The sequence below is a fragment of the Novosphingobium sp. ST904 genome (assembly GCF_001298105.1).
In the GTDB taxonomy this organism is placed as follows: domain Bacteria; phylum Pseudomonadota; class Alphaproteobacteria; order Sphingomonadales; family Sphingomonadaceae; genus Novosphingobium.
This window is the reverse complement of the sequence record NZ_LGJH01000143.1, coordinates 70,085-87,938: the sequence shown is the minus strand read 5'-3', so window position 1 is coordinate 87,938 and position 17,854 is coordinate 70,085. Positions and strand designations below refer to the sequence as shown.

The window sequence follows — 17,854 nt, the reverse complement described above, 5'->3', positions numbered from 1 at the left end:
CGGTACGGCGGGCATGGTCGTTTCCGGCACGCTCAGCACGGGCCTTGGCGGCATGACCTCCGCGCTCGGCGGCACCGGCGGTGCAGGCGGCAACGGCGGTGACATCACCGTTACCAATACCGGCTCGATCCTTGTGGAAGGTGCGGCTTCGGTCGGCATTCTGGCGCAGTCGATCGGCGGTGGCGGCGGTGCGGGTGGCTTTACCGGTTCGCTGGCGGTCACCGGCGGTTCGCTGAACACGCAAGTGGGCGCAACCGGCGGCGCTGGCGGTGACGGCGGCGACGTTACCGTTACCTCGACCGGCAGCATCGTGACGCTGGCGGACGACTCCATCGCCGTGCTCGCCCAGTCCATCGCGGGCGGCGGCGGCCAGTCTGCTTATGCCATCACGGCGCAGGCGGGTGCCTTCGACGGTGTGAACCTCAACCTTGGCGCTCAGGGCGAAGGGATCAGCGGCCGGCAGGGGCAGGTCGTGGTCAACCTCTCGGGCGGCGTGCTCCAGACGGCAGGCGCGCTCTCTTACGGGTTGCTGGCCCAGGCCATCGGCGCGGGCGGCGGTAACGTCGCGCTCTCCGTGCCCGATCCACTGGAAGTCGGGTCGAACGGCCTGACCCTGCAACTGGGCAGCACCGGCGGCGTGGCGGGTGACGGCAACGTCATCGACGTGACCAATGCGAACGAGGTTTACACCAAGGGCGCGGGCGCCGTCGGTTTCGCGGCGCAGTCCATCGGCGGCGGCGGCGGCACCGAGGGTGTCACCGGCGACGTGGTGCTGGGTAGCGGCGATGCGGTCTGGGCGATCAATGTCGGCGGCAGCGGAGATTCCGCCGGTTCGGGCGAGGCGATCACCATCGCCAACAGCGCGACCATCGTTACCGAGGGCGACGGGGCCATCGGCCTGCGTCGCGACAGTCGGTTGGCGGCGGCGGCGGCCTTGGCACGATGGCGCTCGGCCTTGCCGATGGTTCGCTTTCGGGCGCTTCGCTGAACCTCGGCGGCTCGCAGACCACGGCGGGCAATGGCGGGGACGTGACCTTCACGACCTCGACCGGCGCCATCGGCACTTCGGGCAACCTCGCCTCGGCGCTGGTCGTCCAGTCGATCGGCGGCGGCGGCGGCGTGGCCAGCCTGTCTTCCATGGAAGGCGGCGCGCTGGGCGACATCACCCTTGCAGCCGGATCGACCGGCGGTGCGGGCGGTGACGGCGGCAACATCGTGCTCGACCAGAAGGCGGATGTCGTCACCAGCGGCACCGGCGCCAACGCGGTGCTCGTGCAGTCCATCGGCGGCGGCGGCGGTCTTGCCACGCTCGATAATACCGGCGGCACCGGCACGGTCACGAATGTGGAGCTTGGCGGCGCGGCGAGCGGCTCGGGCGGCAACATCGACTTCACTCTCGATGGCCGTGTCCAGACTACGGGCGCAGGTGCGGCGGGTGTCGTCGTGCAGTCGATCGGTGGCGGCGGCGGCTATGTCAGCGCCGTGGGCGCCGATGCCGATGGCACGCTGACGCTCGGCACTTCGAACGGTGCAACCGGCAACGGCGGTAACGTGTCGGTGGCGATCAACAAGACGATCACCACCACCGGTGCCGGTTCGACCGCACTTCTGGTGCAGTCGATCGGTGGCGGCGGCGGTGCGGCCTCGATCGTTGGCGCTGACGGCAAGGTGCAGACGCTCGACGTGGTGGATGCCGGTGCGGCAAGCCCGCTGCGCATGGCACGCCTGATGTCGGTGGCCGCGGGTTCGGTGGATGCCGGTACGGTAGACGTGACGGTAGACGCAGCGATCCGCACCAGCGGGGCCAATGCCAATGGCGTGGTCGTTCAGTCGGTCGGCGGCGGCGGCGGCGCGGTAGGCTCGGAAACGAGCGTGCTCGGCGGTTCCGGCGCGGGCAATGCGGTGAACCTCACCGTCAATGCCGATGTCGTGACCACGGGGGCCGGTTCGAGCGCGCTTGTCGCGCAGAGCACCGGCGCCTCGGGGGCGGCGCGATCATGCTGGACATCGGCGATGTCGATGTGGTCGGCGGTCTGGGCGGCCATGCCGTCTCGCTGCTTGGCGGCGCCGACAACACCGTAACCAATGCCGGCACGCTCCAGACGATGGACGGGCAGGAAGGCCTGGTGATCTACGCGGAGGGCGGCAACAACACGATCGTCAACTCCGGCACCATCGTCGGCTCGATCGATCTCGGCGAAGGTTTCAACAGCTTCACCAACGTCGATGGCGGCATCTTCCTGGCCGGTTCGCTGGTCAACGTCGGTTCGGGTACGTTCGTGAACGCGGGCATCCTCAATCCGGGTGGTGGCGGCGTCGTGTCGCAGCTTGCGGTGAGCGGCGGCCTGACCCTGACGGCGCAGAGCGAGTACAACCTCGACCTCGACTTCAGGACCAACACGGCCGACAAGGTCGTCGTCTCCGGCGCTGCGGCGCTCAACGGGCGCGTGACGACGAACCTGCTGAACCTCGGTTACGCCAAGAGCGGCGTGAACGAGGCGGTGATCCTGGAGGCAGCCGGCGGTATCACCGGACAGGATGCGGTCGAACTGGTCGCTCCGACTTCGGCGGTGGCGAGCTTCAGCCTCGGCTATCCTTCGATCAACGAGCAGTCGATCCGCTACACGATCGAGTTCGCTCCGACCGGGCTGACCCAGCGTCAGGCCGTGATCGGCAACGTGCTCGACCGTATCCAGGAAACGCCGACCGACGCCTTCGCACCGACAGCCGCCGCGATCATCTCGATCCCGACGGTCGGCGCGCTGGGCACGGTCTACGACAGCCTGACCGGTGAAGGCGTCACCGCGGCGCAGAGCGCGGCGTTGTCCGCGATCGGCAACAACCATGACGTCATCGACAGCCAGATCGTCAGCCGCGTCGGGACTTTTGCGTCGGCCTGGCGCAAGGAACCGCTGGGCAACCTCTGGATGGCGATCCAGGGCGGCCGCCAGCGTCTCGACGGCACCGATGGGGCGCACGATACGCGTACCAGCGGTTACGTCATCCAGGGCGGATGGGACTATCGCCCGGACGCGCGCAGCGTGATCGGCGCCACCTTCGGCTACGATCCGCAGAGCTTCTCGGTTCCGGGCGTGAGCACCTCGGGCAAGGCGAAGGTCTATACCTTCGGTGCCTATGCGGGCTTCCATCCGGGCGCCTGGACGATCAGCGCGGACCTGCTGCACAGTTCTGCCGATACGACGTACCTGCGTGACATGTGGCTCTATGCCGACGGCAATGTGCAGGCGCATGGCGACTTCACCATGCACGCCTGGTCGGGCCGGGCGCAGGTCGCGCGTCAGTTCGGCCAGGGCAACCTGGTGTTCCAGCCCTTCGGAGCGCTCGAGGTTACCCGGCTTTCGCTGCCGGCCTATGTCGAGCACCAGGCCGATGGCGAGGCGGCGACCCTTGGTCTCGCCTTCTTCGGCAAGGACTGGACCCGTGCGCGCAGCCTGCTCGGCGCCAATGTTGCTGGCCGCATAGACCTGCCGGAAGGCAAGGCGCTGGTTACGACGCTGCGTGCAGCCTGGGTGCATGACTTCGACACCGAACGCTCGGTCACGGCGGCCTTCGCCGGGGCGCAGGACTACCGCTTCACCGCCGCAGGCGCGGAAGCGGTGGGCGACAGCGGCCGGATTGACCTGCGTTCCACCCTGCAGATGCGCAAGGTGGACCTGCAGTTCAGCGTCGGGGCCAACCTCGGCAAGGGCTACAGCGACCTGACCGCCTGGCGGGCATCCGGTTCCACTTGTGATCCCGATGTCCCTCACGGCCACCAACCCTCTTTCCAGCTTCCCCTCGATTTCGGCAGTCCGCGCGGACCTGCCCCACCAGAATTGCGCTAACAGGAGAATTGCCTTGAAGACCAAGCTCATGGCCGGCGCGTCGGCGCTGACTCTGGTGATGATCGCACCCGGTGTCGCGATGGCGCTGCCCAGCGGCGAATGCGGCGTTCCGAACACTTCGGCCAGCCCGAACGTTGCTTCGTGCATTTCGGATTCGACCGATTTCCAGAACGGAATCTCTTACGACCAGTCGATTTACGGGACGGCTGCCGATCTCAAGGTCGATCTCTACGGGACCGTCCTGGTCAATGCGACGACGAATGACACGGGCGTAAGCGTCTCCGGTTCGGCCGATCATGATGCCCTGATCACTGCGCGCAACGGATCGCGGATCAATGCCTCCCGGACCGGCCTGGAAGCAGAGACTTTTGGAACCGGCGATGCCGTGATCGAGAATCACGGCCGCGTGACAACCGGTGCACTGGGTGCGACCGCCCTGGCGAGCGGTACGGGCATGGCCTCCATCACGAACGCCAGCGACGGCACGATCACCGTAACGCAGCCGTCGGGTTCGTCCGTTCCCGTAGTTGCGGGCCTTGCCATAACCGGTCAGAACGGCAACGTGCTGAACCAGGGCATCGTTACCGTGAATTCCTTGGGCGCAGCGGGATCGGTCGCTTACGGCCTCGGCGGCATGGGCCTTGGCGGAGGCACCGTCACCCTGACGAACGCCAGCCAGGTGACGGTGACCGCGACGGACGGTGACGCCATCGGCATCGGCGCGCCCCCCAGTGACGGCAACCTCGCAATCGCGAACAACGCCAACCTGACGGTCTCGTCCGGCACGGGCAGCGCGACGGGCCTTGTGGCCGTGGGTACGGGCTCTGTCGGCACCACCAGCCTGACGAATACCGGCGTTCTTTCTGTCACGTCGCAGGGTGGGGCCGCCGTCGGCATGTCCGCGGCCCAGCGCAGCGATGTCGCCATGGCGGCAACCCGCGCCAGTGCCGGGAGCACCTTCAGCGTTTCCGGCGCTGACGCCACCGGTTTCGAAGTGACGGATGCGAGCGGTGCGGTAAGCGTTTCGGGCACCGGGCAATATGTGCAGGTAACAGCGACCGGCGATGCGACCGGTGTGTCGGTTTCCGGCGGAACGACGCAGGATGTTTCGTTCGAACCGGCGATCGTCGGCGGAATCGGTTATTCCGGCGACGTTGCGGTGAACGCGGGCGGCCAGGCCGCCGGGGTGCTGCTTAGCGGCGCCACGGGCGGCGTTTCGGTGGACTTCACGGGCGCGCGTCTCTCGGTCAGCAGCACGGGCGGCGGTGCCACCGGCATCTCCGTGGAAGGCGGCAGCACGGTCGGCATCTCCGTGGTGCCGGGACTGGGCAGCGGCGCGACGCTTGCGGTTTCCGCAGCGGGTGGCACGGCCATGGGCATCGCGACTTCGGGCGCGACGGGCGCGCAGACTGTTGCCGTGGGCGATGGGTTCCGTGTCACCAACACGGCCGGCGATGCACACGGCATCGCCCTGGCAGACGGCACGGATCAGACGGTTTCGCTGGCCTATAGCGCTACGGTTACCGGCTCCGACGGTGCAACGGGCGTCCGGCTCACGGACGGTTCGGGAGCAATCGCACTGACCAGCTCGGGTGCGCTTTCGGTTGACGGCGGCATCGGAGATGCGACGGCGTGTTGCTGAGCGGCGGTTCGAGCCACGCGGTCACGCTGGAAGATGCCTTCACGGTGACGAGCGAAGGCGATGTGCGCGGCGTTTGGTCCGAAGGCGCGCAGGGCAGCGTCTCCATCGCAGCGCAGGACACTTTCGGCGTCACCAGCACGGGCGAAGGGCGCTATCTGACCGGCATCTACATCGGTTCCGGTACGGACGAAACCGTGGCTCTTTCGAAGGGGCTCTCGGTTCAGGCATCGGGCGAGGCTGCCGGTGTCGTGATGCAGGGCTCCGGCGCCCTCACGCTGACCTCGGCGGAGGATTTCGCAGTCACTGCCACGGATGGAGCGGCTCTGGGCGGCTACATGATCGGCGGCACGTCGCAGAGCGCCCGGTTCGATGGCGACCTGGTTGTTTCGGCCGCGAATTTCGGTGACGGCTTTGTCCAGTTCAACGGGACCGGCGCGGTGTCGTTCGAACTTGCCGGCGATTTCACCGGCACGAACCTGCAGGATGGCGTCATCCAGTCGGGCGGGCAGACCCAGTCGATCGCGATCGGCGGCGATTTCTCGCTCTCCTCGCCGAATGGCTATGCCTATGGCGTGCAGCAGGCCGACGCGAACGAAAGTTCCAGCCTCGTGGTGGACGGCGCGTTCGACGTGGCGGCACGGGACTATGCCAATGGTGTCAACCTTTCCGGTAACGATGCGACCGTATCTCTGGCTCAGGGCATGACGGTTTCGGCGGCGGGAGACGCGGCCGAAGGTCTGACCGCCTCTCTGAACGGCGACGCTGACATCTCGCTGGGCGGCGCGCTTACCGTGACGAACGCTCTCACCGCGACCGGCGGCGAGGCGACGGGCATCTACATCGAGGCTTCCGGCGCGCAGTCGATCGAGGTTGCAGGGCCGGTCACGGTTTCGGCTGATGGCCAGTCCAACGCGGTGGAACTCTACGGCGATTCCGGTGCGGTGACTTTCGCGGCGAACGGTGCGGTTTCGGCAACGAGCGCCAATGGCGCGGCACTGGGCGTGCTCGCGGTCGGCGGAACGGACCAGACCATTACCTTCGGCGATACGGTGACGGTAACGGCAGCCCGCGAGGCGAACGCCGTCAACCTGTTCGACGGCACGGGTACGGCCACGGTGCGCGCTCCGGCAGGCCTCACGGTTTCCAGTTCGCTCACCAGTGCCGGCGGCATCTGGGCCACGAACGGCACGAACCTGTTGATCGAGGATCTCGGAGACGTTTCCGTATCGGGCGAGTACAACGCTCACGCCATTCGCTCGATCGGCATGTCGGGCGACCAGAGCGTCACGGTTGGCAATGTGTCGACGGTTTCGCGGCTTGGCGATACCGTTGGCGTCAGCCTTTCGGGAGCCGGATCGATCGAACTGGTGGGAACCGGCGTGATCGCTTCGGAAACGCAGTTCGGCACCGGTGTTGCCGTTTCGGTGGAAGGCACCGGGTCCGATGGCACCATCGATGTCACTCTGGCCGACGTGTGGGCCTCGGGCGATCGTGTCCAGGGCGTGAGCCTCGTGCAGACGGCGGCTGACGGAACGGGCACGATCGGCGCAGTCATCGCCGGCGTGACCACCGATGGCGACGATGCCGCCGGCGTTACCGTCCAGGGTTCGCAGTCGGGCGCGGTTTCGCTCGTTCTCGGTCAATCCGCGGCGCCTGCCCTCCTGCTTGCGGCGGCCGATGAGACGACCAATGGCGTTTCGACCCAGGGCGATAACTCGAACGCCGTGGACTTCACCGTCATCGACGCGCCGGCACGCTCACGAACCTCGGCACGATTTCGACGACGGGCGCGAATTCGCTCGGCATCGCGGCGTCCGCGACGGGCACCGGCTCGATCTCCATCGGCAGTGTCGCCGTGACGACAAGCGGCGCGGGTTCGGACGCCATCAGCGTTCAGACCGGCAGCGGTGCGCAGACCCTGGTGCTGCAGACGGTCACGGCTTCGGGCGAAGGATCGCGCGGCGTCGTCGCGGTTTCCGACAGCGGTGCGATCACGTTGACGAGCGGACAGGTCTCGGCCGTATCCGGCGATGCGATCAGCCTGACGTCAACCACCGGCGATATCGCGGCGACCCTCGCAAGTGCCGGTTCCACGGTCTCCGGGACGGGCGCGGGTCTCGTCATCACCACGGGCGGCAGCGCCGATGTGGTGCTGGGCAGCAATGCGGTGCTCCAGGGCGGAACGTTCGGTCTGTCTTCCGATGCCGAAGGCGGCCAGGATGTCGTGCTTGCAGGTACGGTCAGGGCGGACAGCAACCATGCCGTCGCGCTTTCGGGCGGTGCGGCAACGCTGACCAACAGCGGCACGGTCGACGGCTACATGACCTTCGATACCGCCGCCACCACGCTGACCAATAGCGGTACGTGGAACGCTCACGGCGGAGACACGACCTTCACCGGCGATGCCACGCTGATCAACAGCGGCACCTTCAAGGTCAATGCCGCCGCTTCGGCAGCGGCAACCATGAACGTGACCGGCCTCACCACGTTCCGCAATTCCGGCACGATCAGCCTCGTCAACGGCCATACCGGAGACGTTCTGAACCTTGGCGACGCGGCCTTCGTCGGTTCCGGCAATTCGCGCGTGGTGCTCGAAGCCAACCTCGGCATCGCTGCCGTGGGGGCAAGCGCGGCCCAGTCCGCCGACCAGCTGACGGTCGGTGCGGCTTCGGGAACGACCACGCTGTCCATTACCGACCTCAGCAGCACGGCGGCAGCGCGCTTCAACTTCGACGGCATCCGTCTGGTGAACGCGGATTCCGTGGCGAATGGCGCCTTCGTTCTGGAAGGCGGCAGCATCAACAAGGGCTTCGTCGACTACCGCCTCATGACCGATGGCGACGGCAACCTCGATCTCGTGGGCGTTCCCAGCGCGGAAGCCTTCGAACTCATCCGCACGGGTGCCGAGGTGCGTCATTACTGGCGCCGTTCGGGTGACGCCTGGTCGGAACAGATGCGCGCCTTCGCGCCGCAGGATGGCCTTTCGTTCTGGGGTCAGGTCCTCGGTGGCAGCGAGACCAACCGGTCGCGTCCGATCTACTCGGAAACGTGCTGGGCACGGCCACGAGCTTCGCGCCGAACCTCGACATGCGCGACAGCTGGTGGGGCGGCCAGTTCGGCCTCGATTGGGGCAAGGGCAGCGATGGCTCCGGTTGGGGCCTTGGCGTGACCGGCGGCTATGTTTCGCAGGAAGGCAAGGTCAAGGCGAGCGGTGACCGTATCAAGATCGATGGCGGTAACGTGGGCCTCTACGCCCGCTATCGCAGTGCGGACGGGTTCTTCGCCCATGCGCTGGCCAAGCTCGATCGCTATTCGATCAAGTACGATTTCGGCAACGGTGCCGCTGCGCCGAAGACGAACGGCACGAGCTATGGGGTCGAAGTCGAGGCCGGCTACCACATCCGCAGCGGTGCTGTGTTCTTCGAACCTTCGGCCAGCGCTTCGTGGAGCGACGCCGACCTCGACGGCTTCAGCGGCGCGCAGAGCGGCGTTGGTGCCCGGTTCGACCATGTCCAGAGCTTCTACGGCCGCGCCGGCCTGCGCGCAGGCGTGGAAACGAAGGCGGGCGGCTGGACGTTGCAGCCCTATGTCGGCGCGAACTGGGAAGGCGAGATGAACGGCCGTCCGGAGGCGACGCTGTCGTCTGGCGGCGAGAATCTGCTCTTCCGGGATGCCTCGGAAGGCGGACGCGCACGCTTCGAAGCCGGTATCCAGGGCTCCTCGCAGGGCTTGTCCGCTTTCGCGAAGGTAGATGGCGTGACCGGCTCGGGAACCAGTGGCATTGCCGCGCGCGCGGGCGTTTCCGTTCGCTGGTAAGCAGGATGCCGGTTGTCCCGGCCTGAGCACGAAAGGAGGGCCGGGGCATTGCTTCGGCCCTCTTTCTTTGGCCCCGTCCTCGCGCCGGAGCGTGTCGGCTCCGAAGCGGACTTCATTGACGATAGCGGCTTGGTGGAATGCCCAGCACGCGTTTGAACATCGTCGAGAAATTGGCCGGCGTGTCGTAGCCGAGGTCCAGTGCTATCACGGTTATGGCATCGCCCGCCGCAAGCCTCGGAAGCGCGGCCGAGAGGCAGGCCTGCTGCCGCCATTCGGCAAAACTCATGCCCGTTTCCCTTCGGAACAGGCGCGTGAAGCGCCGACGGTTCATGGCCAGGGCATCGGCCCATTCATCGATCGTCACGGTTGCTCGGGGAGCTTCGAGGAAGGCGTGGCATCGCTGGGCGAGCGCGGCATGGCGGGGAAACGGCACGACGATCGGGATGACCGGCGCGCGAGCGATCTCTGCTACGAGCAGTTGCATGACCAGCCCGTCGCGCGCGTCTTCTTCATACTCGATCGGCACTTCCGAAGCGGCGACAAGGAGTTGCCGGAGCAGGGGGGAAACGCCGACGACCCGGCAGGTCCGTGCCAGCGTAGCGCTGGCGGTCTGGTCGATAAGGACGCTGCGGGTCTGCACCGCGCCTACCATGCGGACGGTATGGGGTGTTCCTCCCGGAATCCAGACGGCGCGTTCGGGCGGCGCAACCCAGGCGCCTTCGGGCGTGCTCACGGCGACGACGCCGCTGGCGGCATAAAGAAACTGGCCGCGCCGGTGGCGATGTTCCGCAAGCTCGAACGAGGGCGGATAATCATTGCCGATGCCGACGACCTGTCTCGGGACGTCCTCGTAATCGTCGGGATGCCGCTGTTCCATCGGTTGTCCTGAAATCAAAGATGAATGACCCATATGTCGAAGCGGGACATTCAGGAAGCGATTATGCGCATCCCTTGATCAAGATGAAACGGGAAGAGGAAAGAGGATGGCGGCAACCAGACCGGCAACCGGATCGGCAGAACCCATGAACGGAATAGTGTTCGGCGTCATCGTCGCCATCAGTTTCTGCCATCTCCTCAACGATATGATGCAGTCGCTGCTTCCCGCGATCTATCCGGCGCTCAAGTCCGATCTGCACCTCAGTTTCGGGCAGATCGGGCTGGTTACGCTGGCCTACCAGATCACCGCATCGATCCTTCAGCCGCTGGTGGGGCTCTATGCGGACAAGCGGCCGACGCCGCTGGCATTGCCGGGCGGGACACTCTTCTCGCTTGCGGGTCTCACGGTTCTTTCGGCGGCACATGTCTATTGGCTGGTGCTGGTGGGCGCATCGCTGCTCGGCATGGGGTCTTCGGTCTTCCATCCGGAATCCTCCCGCGTCGCGCGCATGGCGGCGGGGCAGCGCCATGGTCTTGCCCAATCGCTGTTCCAGGTCGGCGGTAACGCCGGACAGGCCCTGGGGCCGCTGGCGGCTGCGCTGGTTGTCGTGCGGTGGGGACAGTCCAGCCTGGCATTCTTTGCGCTGCTGGCGCTGCTTTCAGGCGCGGTGCTGTGGAACGTCGCGGCCTGGTATCGCAATCACGGGCTGGGGCGTCTGGCTGCCAGCCGCAAGATCGCCGAGGGCGTAAGCCTGCCGCAGGGGCAGGCCGCACGCGGCATCGCGATCCTGCTCGCGCTGATCTTCTCGAAATATGTCTATCTCGCCAGCCTGACGAGCTACTACACCTTCTACCTGATCCAGCGCTTCGGCCTTTCGGTGCAGAACGTCCAGTTCCACCTCTTCGCCTTTCTCGCGGCCGTTGCGGCGGGGACGATCTTGGGAGGCCCGCTGGGCGACCGTTTCGGGCGAAAGTACGTGATCTGGTTCTCGATCCTGGGGGCGCTGCCGTTCACGCTGCTCCTGCCCCATGCCAGCCTGTTCTGGACGGGGCCGATCACCGTGGCGATCGGGCTGATCCTGGCATCCGCATTCCCGGCAATCGTGGTTTTCGCCCAGGAACTCGTGCCCGGTAAGGTCGGCATGATTTCGGGCCTGTTCTTCGGGTTCTCCTTCGGGATGGGCGGTATCGGCGCTGCAGCGTTGGGCTGGCTTGCCGACAGGACCGACATCGACACGGTCTATCAGGTCTGTGCCTTCCTGCCGGCGATCGGGCTGCTTACAGCATTGCTTCCCGATCCCGGCAAGGCAGGGCGCCCGGCCTGACGCGGCCGCCTAGAGGCGAGGGTCTACCACGGTGCGGATAGGGGCACCGGGGCCGGACATCGCCGCAAGGGCATCCGCCACCCCGCCGATGCCGATCTTCTCGCCCAGCCACGGCCGCACGTCGATGGGGCGTCTGCGATGGCGCGCATGGCAAGCTCCATGTCCTGAGGCTCCTCCCCGCCCGCGAACTGTATGTTGAGGCGCTTGTTCTGCGCGGCGAAAACGAAGAGCGCCTCTTCCTCCATGCAGTATCCGCCCATGACGATCCGGCCGTCGAAAGGTGCAGAAGCGATGATCCGGGCCAGCATGCCCTTCTGCCCGACATTTTCGTAGACGAGGTTCACCCGCCTAGCGCCCAGCCCCGGCAATGCGCCGTAAGGATCGGTTTCGCGCGGGTCGACCGCGAGGTCCGCCCCCATCCGAAGGGCGAGTTCGCGGCGGGCCGGGTGGAAATCGGCCGCGACGATCGGTCCGATACCGGCCAGCTTGAGTCCGGCGATCACCCCCAGCCCGATCGCGCCGCAGCCCAGTACGAGCGGGACGTCGCCTTTTTCCGGGCGGCCGCGCCGGGCATGTTCCAAGCCCACTGCCAGCGGCTCGATCATGGCGGCGAGATCGTCTTCCAGGCTGTCGCTCACTTCGAGGAGCATGGCTTCATCGAGCAGCATCAGTTCGCCGAAGCCGCCCGGGCAATCGTGGCTGAAGCCGATTACGGCATGGGCACCGCCGGTGCGCATGATCGGTACCGAAGTCACCCGGCGACCGGTTCTGATCCGGCGTTCGCTGCCCGGACCATAGTCTATCACTTCCCCGACGTATTCGTGGCCGGGGACGAAGGGCCTGCTCTGGTCCAAGCGGGCATAGGGACCGCCGAACTGGCGCGACAGGTCGATGACGTTCTGGCCCGCATGGAGGAAATGCGCTTCGGATGCGCACATGCCGCAACTGTGCGTGCGGACGAGCGCCTGCCCCTTGCCGGGGACAGGGTCGGGAACTTCGCCGACATGAACCTGACCGTTTTCGATAAATGCGGCCCTCATCGTTGGTTCTCCTCATGGATGGAAGCCGGAAAGCGTGCGGGGTCGAGCTTCAGGGCGGCGTAAGAGGGGTCCGAACCGTCACGGCGGCCCTGGTTGCTGTGTCCCAAAGCGGTGACGGGGCGGATTTCCTCGTGCTCGAACACGACCTGGCGATGGACCAGCCCCCATTTCCCCAGCCGCTTCTCCCAGTTGTCGCAATAGCGGCCCCAGACCGCGATCTGGTAGAGCTTTCCATCCCGCTCGGTGCGCATTGTGCCGTTTACATAGGCTTCGCTTCCGGCGCGGTCTCCGGCCAGCGCGACGAGGATGTTCGTGACCTGATGGGAATGGCTCAGGAGGTTGCGGTGGTCTGCGCAGATCCTGTCTATCACGCCCCGCCCCGGACCCTGATAGTAATCGGCGCCGTAGTTGGCATGGCCGTTCTCGTGCCAGATCGAGTGGCCGAGAGGGATGTCCAGACGGTCCACCGCGCGGCAGTAGGCATGGATCAGGCCCCGGATTGCGTCCTTGTCCGCGAGTTCGTGAAGCCGTTCGTCGCTGTCGGTCATTCTGCCTCCTGACCGGCCATGGCGGCGCTGATCTGCCGGATACGATTGCGGCGCTGCGCGGCGGAGCTTCCGGCATAGCCGGCGTCCTCGTCAGCGAGACCCCAGTTGCAGATCGGGCCATGAGGCAGGCGGGCGAGCCCCAGTGCCGCCACGTCTTCAGGCGAGGCGCAGCCATCCGGGAGCGTTTTTCCCTGACGGGCCAGCAGTTCGCGGTGGGCCGGAGTGTCCGTGCGGCCCATCACGAGGTTGAGCACGTCCACCCCATGCGGCTGCAATTCGGCCCACAGCGCTTCGCCGAAGACGAGGTCGAAGGCCTTGCTTCCCGCATAGGCGGCGATGCCGGGCAGTCCGCCGTAGCAGGCGCCGGAACCGCACAGGATCACGCCGCCACGCCCGCGCGCGCGCATCGGGGCGGCAAAGTGATGGCAGGCGCGCATCACGGTCATCACGTTGCGCATGACGAGGGCATCCCAGTTGGCCAGCGCGCCGTCGAGGAACGGGGCGCCATTGGCGTCGGCCCCGGCATTGAGGATCAGCAGTCCGATTTCCCGGTCTTCGGCCAGTTCGAGCAGCCGGTCGGCGGCGTCGTTGGAAGACAGGTCTATCGAGGCCGTCAGGCAGGTTACGCCATGCTCCGTCAGGATCGTTTCAGCGAGTTCGTTCAGCGGCGCAAGCCTGCGGGCAACGAGGATGAGGTTGAAGCCCTGGGCCGCCAACTGGCGGGCAAAGGCGGCGCCGGTCCCCTCCGAGGCACCGGCGATCAGGGCCCAGGGGCCATAGCGTGCATGCAAGTCCAACCTTTTCGCTCCTCCCGTGACAGGGCGCTTTCCTGGCTGCCTGTGCAAGGCCGGCCGTGCGCCTTTCTGTCGTCCTATCGCAGCGATGGTATCGGATGCGGCGGATCGGATGGGGTGGAAACGATGCGGGCAGGAAGAAGATCGCCGGCGCGTTGAGGAGGAACTCCCCCGCGCGGCAAGGGCTCACTGGTTCTGGGGAACTGCCGCAGCCGGAGCCGGATTCGCGTCAGGAGCCGGCACGGGCGGGCTGGCAGGCGCCGGGGTTTGCCCGGGGCCGGGTTCGGGTGCCTTTTCCGGCGCCGGGGTTTCCTTGCCGCCGGGCGTGGGCAGTGCCGGGCCGTAGACAGGAACGACGTTCTGAAGGTGGCGGCCGTGCAGCGCCTCGATCTCGGCCGCGCGCTGTCTCAGGTAAAGGTCGCGGTAAGTCGTATAGGGATCTTCGTCCTTGCGGATTTCGCCGATCGTCTCATCGAAGGCCGCGCGCTCGCCGAGCTGCGCGAGCACGGTGGCGGGGATGACGAAGGCAGGCTTGTTGAACGGCTTGCCCACCGCGGCAGGCAGCAGCAACTTGTCCACGGTGTCGCCGATGATGTCGCGCAGCGTGGTTGGCCCGACGATGGGCAGGTACATGTAGGGCCCCGGCCCGACGCCGTAATAGCCCAGGACATTGGCAACGCCGTTCGGCCGGTAAGGTAGGTTGAACGGCTTGCGCTTCGCCACGTCCATGATGCCGGCGATTCCCAGCGTGGTGTTGATCGCGAAGCGGCCCGCCGTTTCCGCCGCCTTGCCGGGCTTGAACTGCAACAGGTAGGCGGCGAACACCACCGGCTCGCCCAGGTTTGAGAAGAAGTTGCGCAAACCCTTGCGGACGGGGCGCGGCAGGCCCTTGTTGTAAGCCTTCGCGACCGGTTCAACCACCGCCTTGTCAACGGCCTGCACGGCCTGGAACGACTGGGCGTTGAGATGCTCCAGCGGGTCTCCGGGCGTGTTTGACCCTGCAGTGACGACGATGGTCGATTCTTCATCGCCGGGCGGAGTGCCTTCGCTTCCGGCCGGGGGTGCGGGAAGGGCTGCGCCGGTCGCATCGGCCGGCGTGGCGGGAATTGTCGGAGCTGCCGGATCTGCGGGAGCTGTGGCGGCGCCTGTTGCACCGGGTTCGGCCGGTGACGGCTGAGTGGAACCGGCCACTGCGACATCGGAAGAGGGAAGAGCGGCGACATTCGCGGGCGCATCGGGCGCTGCCTGTCCAAACATCAATGCCACAGCTACGGCCGACAGGCTCATTCAACAGTCCTTCGTGGGCCGCGTGCGAGGGGGGCAGGGCGGCCATCCTGATTTCGCGGCGCACTTGCGATTTCGCAAGGGGGCGCCGGTATTTGGCGCATTCAATGACTGCCGCTGCATTCGCGGCTAGGCGGGATTGCCGCTTTCGTCAATTGATCAGACCCTCTCGCGCGGGCCGCCTGTCGCTCAACCCACGCCATTCGTGGCATTTTCGCCACGAGCGTTCAGTTCCTGCCCTTGGGATCCGAAACATCGGGTCCGATCACGGTGCCGACGAAGCCCGTTCCTCGCCATCGGCCTCCTGGCTGAAGGCCATCTCTCCGCCATCGGCGGGTATGGTAAGTGTTACGGGGCCTCGCACATCGCGCGGCCGGGCACCGGCCATGCGATCGTTATCGCTGTCTTCGCGGGCCAGCAGGCCGATGCGGGGCGCGCCGCCGCGCCGGATCAGGCCGAAGAACAGGAACGAGCGGTCCGACTGGACCGCCGAAAGAAGTGCGGGCCGGCCGCCCCCGATGGGAGCGGACCCGGTTCCAGATCAGAACTTGACGTTCAGGGTCGCAATCGCGGTACGACCGGCTGCCTGGCTCACGTAGTGCGAGGCATAGGCCTTGTCGAAGTAGCGCTTGTTGAACATGTTCTGCACGTTCACCTGAAGCTGGAAGTTCTCGTTGAAGCTGTACGAGGCGTTACCGTCGAAGCGCCAGTACGACGGAGCGTAGCGGGCCAGCTCCTTCGAGATTACGACCACGCCGTTCTGGACGCTGCGGCTGTCGGAATAGCCGCCATAGACCTTGCCCATGTAGATGGCGCCGCCGCCCACGGTGAAGGCCGATGTGACCTTGTAGTTGGTGAAGGCGGTGAAGCTGTGCTCCGGCGTGTTGGGGAAGCGCTTCCCGGTGTTCACGCTGGGCGCATAGACGCCGCTCGTTGCGGTGAAGCCACCGTCAACGATCTTGGAGTCCATGTAGGTATAGCCGCCGAAGACGTTCCATTCGGGCGTGATGTTGCCGTTGAAGCTCAGTTCGATGCCCTTGATCCGGCGTTCGCCGATGAAGGACACGAAGCCGTTGGCGTCCGTGGCGCGGGCATTCTTGGTTTCCGTCTGGAACGCGGCCAGTGTCAGCGCGAGGCTGTCGCTGAACAGGTTCCACTTGGTGCCGACTTCGTAGGACTTGGTCTTCTCGATCTTGAGCGCGTCCGTCAGTTCCTGGGGCGTCTGCGTGGTCGAACCGCTGGTGTTGAGGGCGTTGCCCTCCGAACCGTTGGCCAGGTACGAGCCGGGAGGCGTCGCTGCGGACGAGGTCGAGATGTAGATGCTGCCGTTCGAGGCGGGCTTGAAGATCAGGCCGGCCTGATAGGTCCACAGGTTGTCGTTACGCTCGTACCAGCTGCGGTCCGTGGTCGCGTTCACGGCGAGACCGGGGCTCACGCGGGTTTCGTAGCGATCGAAGCGGCCGCCCAAGTTGATGAGCAGCGAGTCGGTGATGGTGATCGTGTCGAACAGCGAGACCGCCTTGGTGGTGGTCTTTGACAGAGTCCAGGTCTTGGGCAGGCTGCGCTCGATCCCGGCGACGACGTTCGACGCGTCGGAAACGTAGCTGACCCAGGGATCGGACGGGTTCGGATCGGTCAGGCTGGTGCAGTTGTAGCGGTTGGTCGAGTCCGTTCCGCAACGGCCGCCCGTCGCGGTCGTGCCGGTAGCGATAGCCGCGCCGGTTGCCGCGTTGGAGACGTAGCTGCCGTTCTTGGCCTTTTCCTCGCTGAATTCGGCGCTCAGCGCGAAGCTGTTCTTGATGCCGCCGACCTCGAACTGGCCGGACAGGTCGGTCTGGTTCAGCAGGCCGGTGGTTTCGCTGTAGCGCGAGTTCACGCGCGCCACACCTTGCCGGAATTGGCGACGTTGCCCTGGCTGTCGTCAGGCTGGGTCCAGACGTAGCCCTGGCTGCTCTCGCCGTAGCGCGTGGTGTTGCGCAGGGTGAAGCCGTTGCCGAATTCGTGCTGGGCGCGAACCGTGAAGTTGTTGACGTTGGTCTTGCGGAAATCGCGGTCCACGAGGCCGTAGTACGCGCCACGGCGGACCTTGGCGCCGGTGGTTTCCGTAACGTCGGAGGGGGCGTTGTTGATGGTGTAGTAATAGGGAATGCCCGAATCCGGCAGTTCGTCGGTTTCGAGGTGGTAGTAGCTGGCCGTCACGCTGGTCGGGCCGTTGAGCCCGATCTTGATGGACGGTGCGACGCCCCAGCGCTTGGACCAGATGGCGTCGCGGCCGGCAACGTCCTGGTCATGCCACATGGCGGCCAGACGCACGCCGACGAGATCGCCCAGCGGCTGGTTGATGTCGATCGTGGCGCGCTTGTAGTCGGCGTTGCCGAGGCTGCCCGAAGCGGCGATGAAGCGGTCCGGTCCCGGCGTCTTGCTGACGAGGTTGATCGAGCCACCGGCGCTGCCGCGCCCACCCATCGAACTGTCCGAGCCCTTGACGACTTCGATCTGCTCGATCGCGAAGACTTCGCGGCTCTGGGCGCCGATATCGCGCACGCCGTCAAGATAAGTGCTCGCCTGGCTGTCGGAGCCGCGGATGAACGGACGATCGCCAAGCGGGTTGCCGCCTTCACCGGCGCGAGCGTGATGCCGGGCACCGTGCGCAGCGCATCGGCGAGGGTGGTGGTGGCGGTGTC

General features: G+C 66.3%; 14 protein-coding genes and 1 pseudogene. 8 read left to right on the top strand and 7 right to left on the bottom strand.

Annotated elements, in window-relative coordinates; translation table 11 throughout:
* From ADT71_RS32125 to ADT71_RS12950, 7 genes and pseudogenes are all read left to right on the top strand, one after another.
* A pseudogene (locus tag ADT71_RS32125) lies at nucleotides 1–988 on the top strand (hypothetical protein); the annotation flags it as partial.
* Nucleotides 943–2,082, top strand: coding sequence for a hypothetical protein (locus ADT71_RS12975; protein ID WP_054437400.1), 1,140 nt, complete (start codon nucleotides 943–945; stop codon nucleotides 2,080–2,082). The pseudogene ADT71_RS32125 and the gene ADT71_RS12975, both read left to right, overlap by 46 nt.
* Nucleotides 1,998–3,845: an autotransporter outer membrane beta-barrel domain-containing protein gene (locus ADT71_RS12970; RefSeq protein ID WP_054437398.1), complete on the top strand. Its 1,848-nt coding sequence runs from the start codon at nucleotides 1,998–2,000 to the stop codon at nucleotides 3,843–3,845. Before ADT71_RS12975 ends, ADT71_RS12970 begins: the two co-directional genes overlap by 85 nt.
* A gap of 13 nt (nucleotides 3,846–3,858) precedes the next feature.
* A complete protein-coding gene (locus ADT71_RS12965; RefSeq protein WP_054437397.1) occupies nucleotides 3,859–5,487 on the top strand; it encodes a hypothetical protein in 1,629 nt (542 codons plus the stop codon).
* Nucleotides 5,478–7,346 (top strand): hypothetical protein, encoded by a 1,869-nt coding sequence (locus tag ADT71_RS12960; RefSeq protein ID WP_054437396.1) that lies wholly within the window; start codon nucleotides 5,478–5,480, stop codon nucleotides 7,344–7,346. The genes ADT71_RS12965 and ADT71_RS12960 overlap by 10 nt, the downstream gene beginning before the upstream one ends.
* The gene (locus ADT71_RS32120; RefSeq protein WP_054437395.1) at nucleotides 7,343–8,656 is read left to right on the top strand and encodes a hypothetical protein; all 1,314 of its coding nucleotides are present in this window, start codon (nucleotides 7,343–7,345) and stop codon (nucleotides 8,654–8,656) included. Before ADT71_RS12960 ends, ADT71_RS32120 begins: the two co-directional genes overlap by 4 nt.
* Nucleotides 8,575–9,303, top strand: coding sequence for an autotransporter outer membrane beta-barrel domain-containing protein (locus ADT71_RS12950; protein ID WP_054437393.1), 729 nt, complete (start codon nucleotides 8,575–8,577; stop codon nucleotides 9,301–9,303). Before ADT71_RS32120 ends, ADT71_RS12950 begins: the two co-directional genes overlap by 82 nt.
* 112 nt (nucleotides 9,304–9,415) lie before the next feature.
* Here the strand turns inward: ADT71_RS12950 and ADT71_RS12945 are convergent, their stop codons facing one another.
* Nucleotides 9,416–10,180: a helix-turn-helix domain-containing protein gene (locus tag ADT71_RS12945; protein WP_054437391.1), complete on the bottom strand. Its 765-nt coding sequence runs from the start codon at nucleotides 10,178–10,180 to the stop codon at nucleotides 9,416–9,418.
* Nucleotides 10,181–10,286: 106 nt separating this feature from the next.
* Here ADT71_RS12945 and ADT71_RS12940 point away from each other — a divergent pair, with 106 nt between their 5' ends.
* Nucleotides 10,287–11,504 carry an MFS transporter gene (locus tag ADT71_RS12940; protein WP_054437389.1) on the top strand — a complete coding sequence of 406 codons (1,218 nt, stop codon included), beginning with the start codon at nucleotides 10,287–10,289 and terminating at the stop codon, nucleotides 11,502–11,504.
* 23 nt (nucleotides 11,505–11,527) lie between these two features.
* Here the strand turns inward: ADT71_RS12940 and ADT71_RS12935 are convergent, their stop codons facing one another.
* From ADT71_RS12935 to ADT71_RS35695, 6 genes are all read right to left on the bottom strand, one after another.
* Entirely contained in the window at nucleotides 11,528–12,544 is a 1,017-nt protein-coding gene (locus tag ADT71_RS12935) for a zinc-binding dehydrogenase (protein ID WP_231635855.1), read from the bottom strand.
* Nucleotides 12,541–13,092: a nuclear transport factor 2 family protein gene (locus ADT71_RS12930; RefSeq protein ID WP_054437388.1), complete on the bottom strand. Its 552-nt coding sequence runs from the start codon at nucleotides 13,090–13,092 to the stop codon at nucleotides 12,541–12,543. Before ADT71_RS12930 ends, ADT71_RS12935 begins: the two co-directional genes overlap by 4 nt.
* Nucleotides 13,089–13,889, bottom strand: a complete 801-nt coding sequence (locus ADT71_RS12925) for an SDR family oxidoreductase (RefSeq protein ID WP_054437387.1) — start codon at nucleotides 13,887–13,889, stop codon at nucleotides 13,089–13,091. Before ADT71_RS12925 ends, ADT71_RS12930 begins: the two co-directional genes overlap by 4 nt.
* Before the next feature lie 183 nt (nucleotides 13,890–14,072).
* Nucleotides 14,073–15,173 (bottom strand): VacJ family lipoprotein, encoded by a 1,101-nt coding sequence (locus ADT71_RS12920; protein ID WP_082370326.1) that lies wholly within the window; start codon nucleotides 15,171–15,173, stop codon nucleotides 14,073–14,075.
* 538 nt (nucleotides 15,174–15,711) lie between these two features.
* On the bottom strand, nucleotides 15,712–17,046 hold the full coding sequence (locus tag ADT71_RS35700) for a TonB-dependent receptor (RefSeq protein WP_369818243.1): 1,335 nt from the start codon (nucleotides 17,044–17,046) through the stop codon (nucleotides 15,712–15,714).
* Complete coding sequence (locus tag ADT71_RS35695; RefSeq protein ID WP_369818245.1) at nucleotides 17,043–17,756, bottom strand: TonB-dependent receptor; 714 nt, start codon at nucleotides 17,754–17,756, stop codon at nucleotides 17,043–17,045. The genes ADT71_RS35700 and ADT71_RS35695 overlap by 4 nt, the downstream gene beginning before the upstream one ends.
* Between the last annotated feature and the right edge of the window lie 98 nt (nucleotides 17,757–17,854).

Bases quoted from the DNA above. Each gene is read 5' to 3' on its own strand.
- ADT71_RS12975 (WP_054437400.1), top strand. From the start codon at position 943: ATGGCGCTCGGCCTTGCCGATGGTTCGCTTTCGGGCGCTTCGCTGAAC.
- ADT71_RS12970 (WP_054437398.1), top strand. From the start codon at position 1,998: ATGCTGGACATCGGCGATGTCGATGTGGTCGGCGGTCTGGGCGGCCAT.
- ADT71_RS12950 (WP_054437393.1), top strand. From the start codon at position 8,575: ATGCGCGACAGCTGGTGGGGCGGCCAGTTCGGCCTCGATTGGGGCAAG.
- ADT71_RS12945 (WP_054437391.1), bottom strand. From the start codon at position 10,180: ATGGAACAGCGGCATCCCGACGATTACGAGGACGTCCCGAGACAGGTC.
- ADT71_RS12940 (WP_054437389.1), top strand. From the start codon at position 10,287: ATGGCGGCAACCAGACCGGCAACCGGATCGGCAGAACCCATGAACGGA.
- ADT71_RS12935 (WP_231635855.1), bottom strand. From the start codon at position 12,544: ATGAGGGCCGCATTTATCGAAAACGGTCAGGTTCATGTCGGCGAAGTT.
- ADT71_RS12930 (WP_054437388.1), bottom strand. From the start codon at position 13,092: ATGACCGACAGCGACGAACGGCTTCACGAACTCGCGGACAAGGACGCA.
- ADT71_RS12920 (WP_082370326.1), bottom strand. From the start codon at position 15,173: ATGAGCCTGTCGGCCGTAGCTGTGGCATTGATGTTTGGACAGGCAGCG.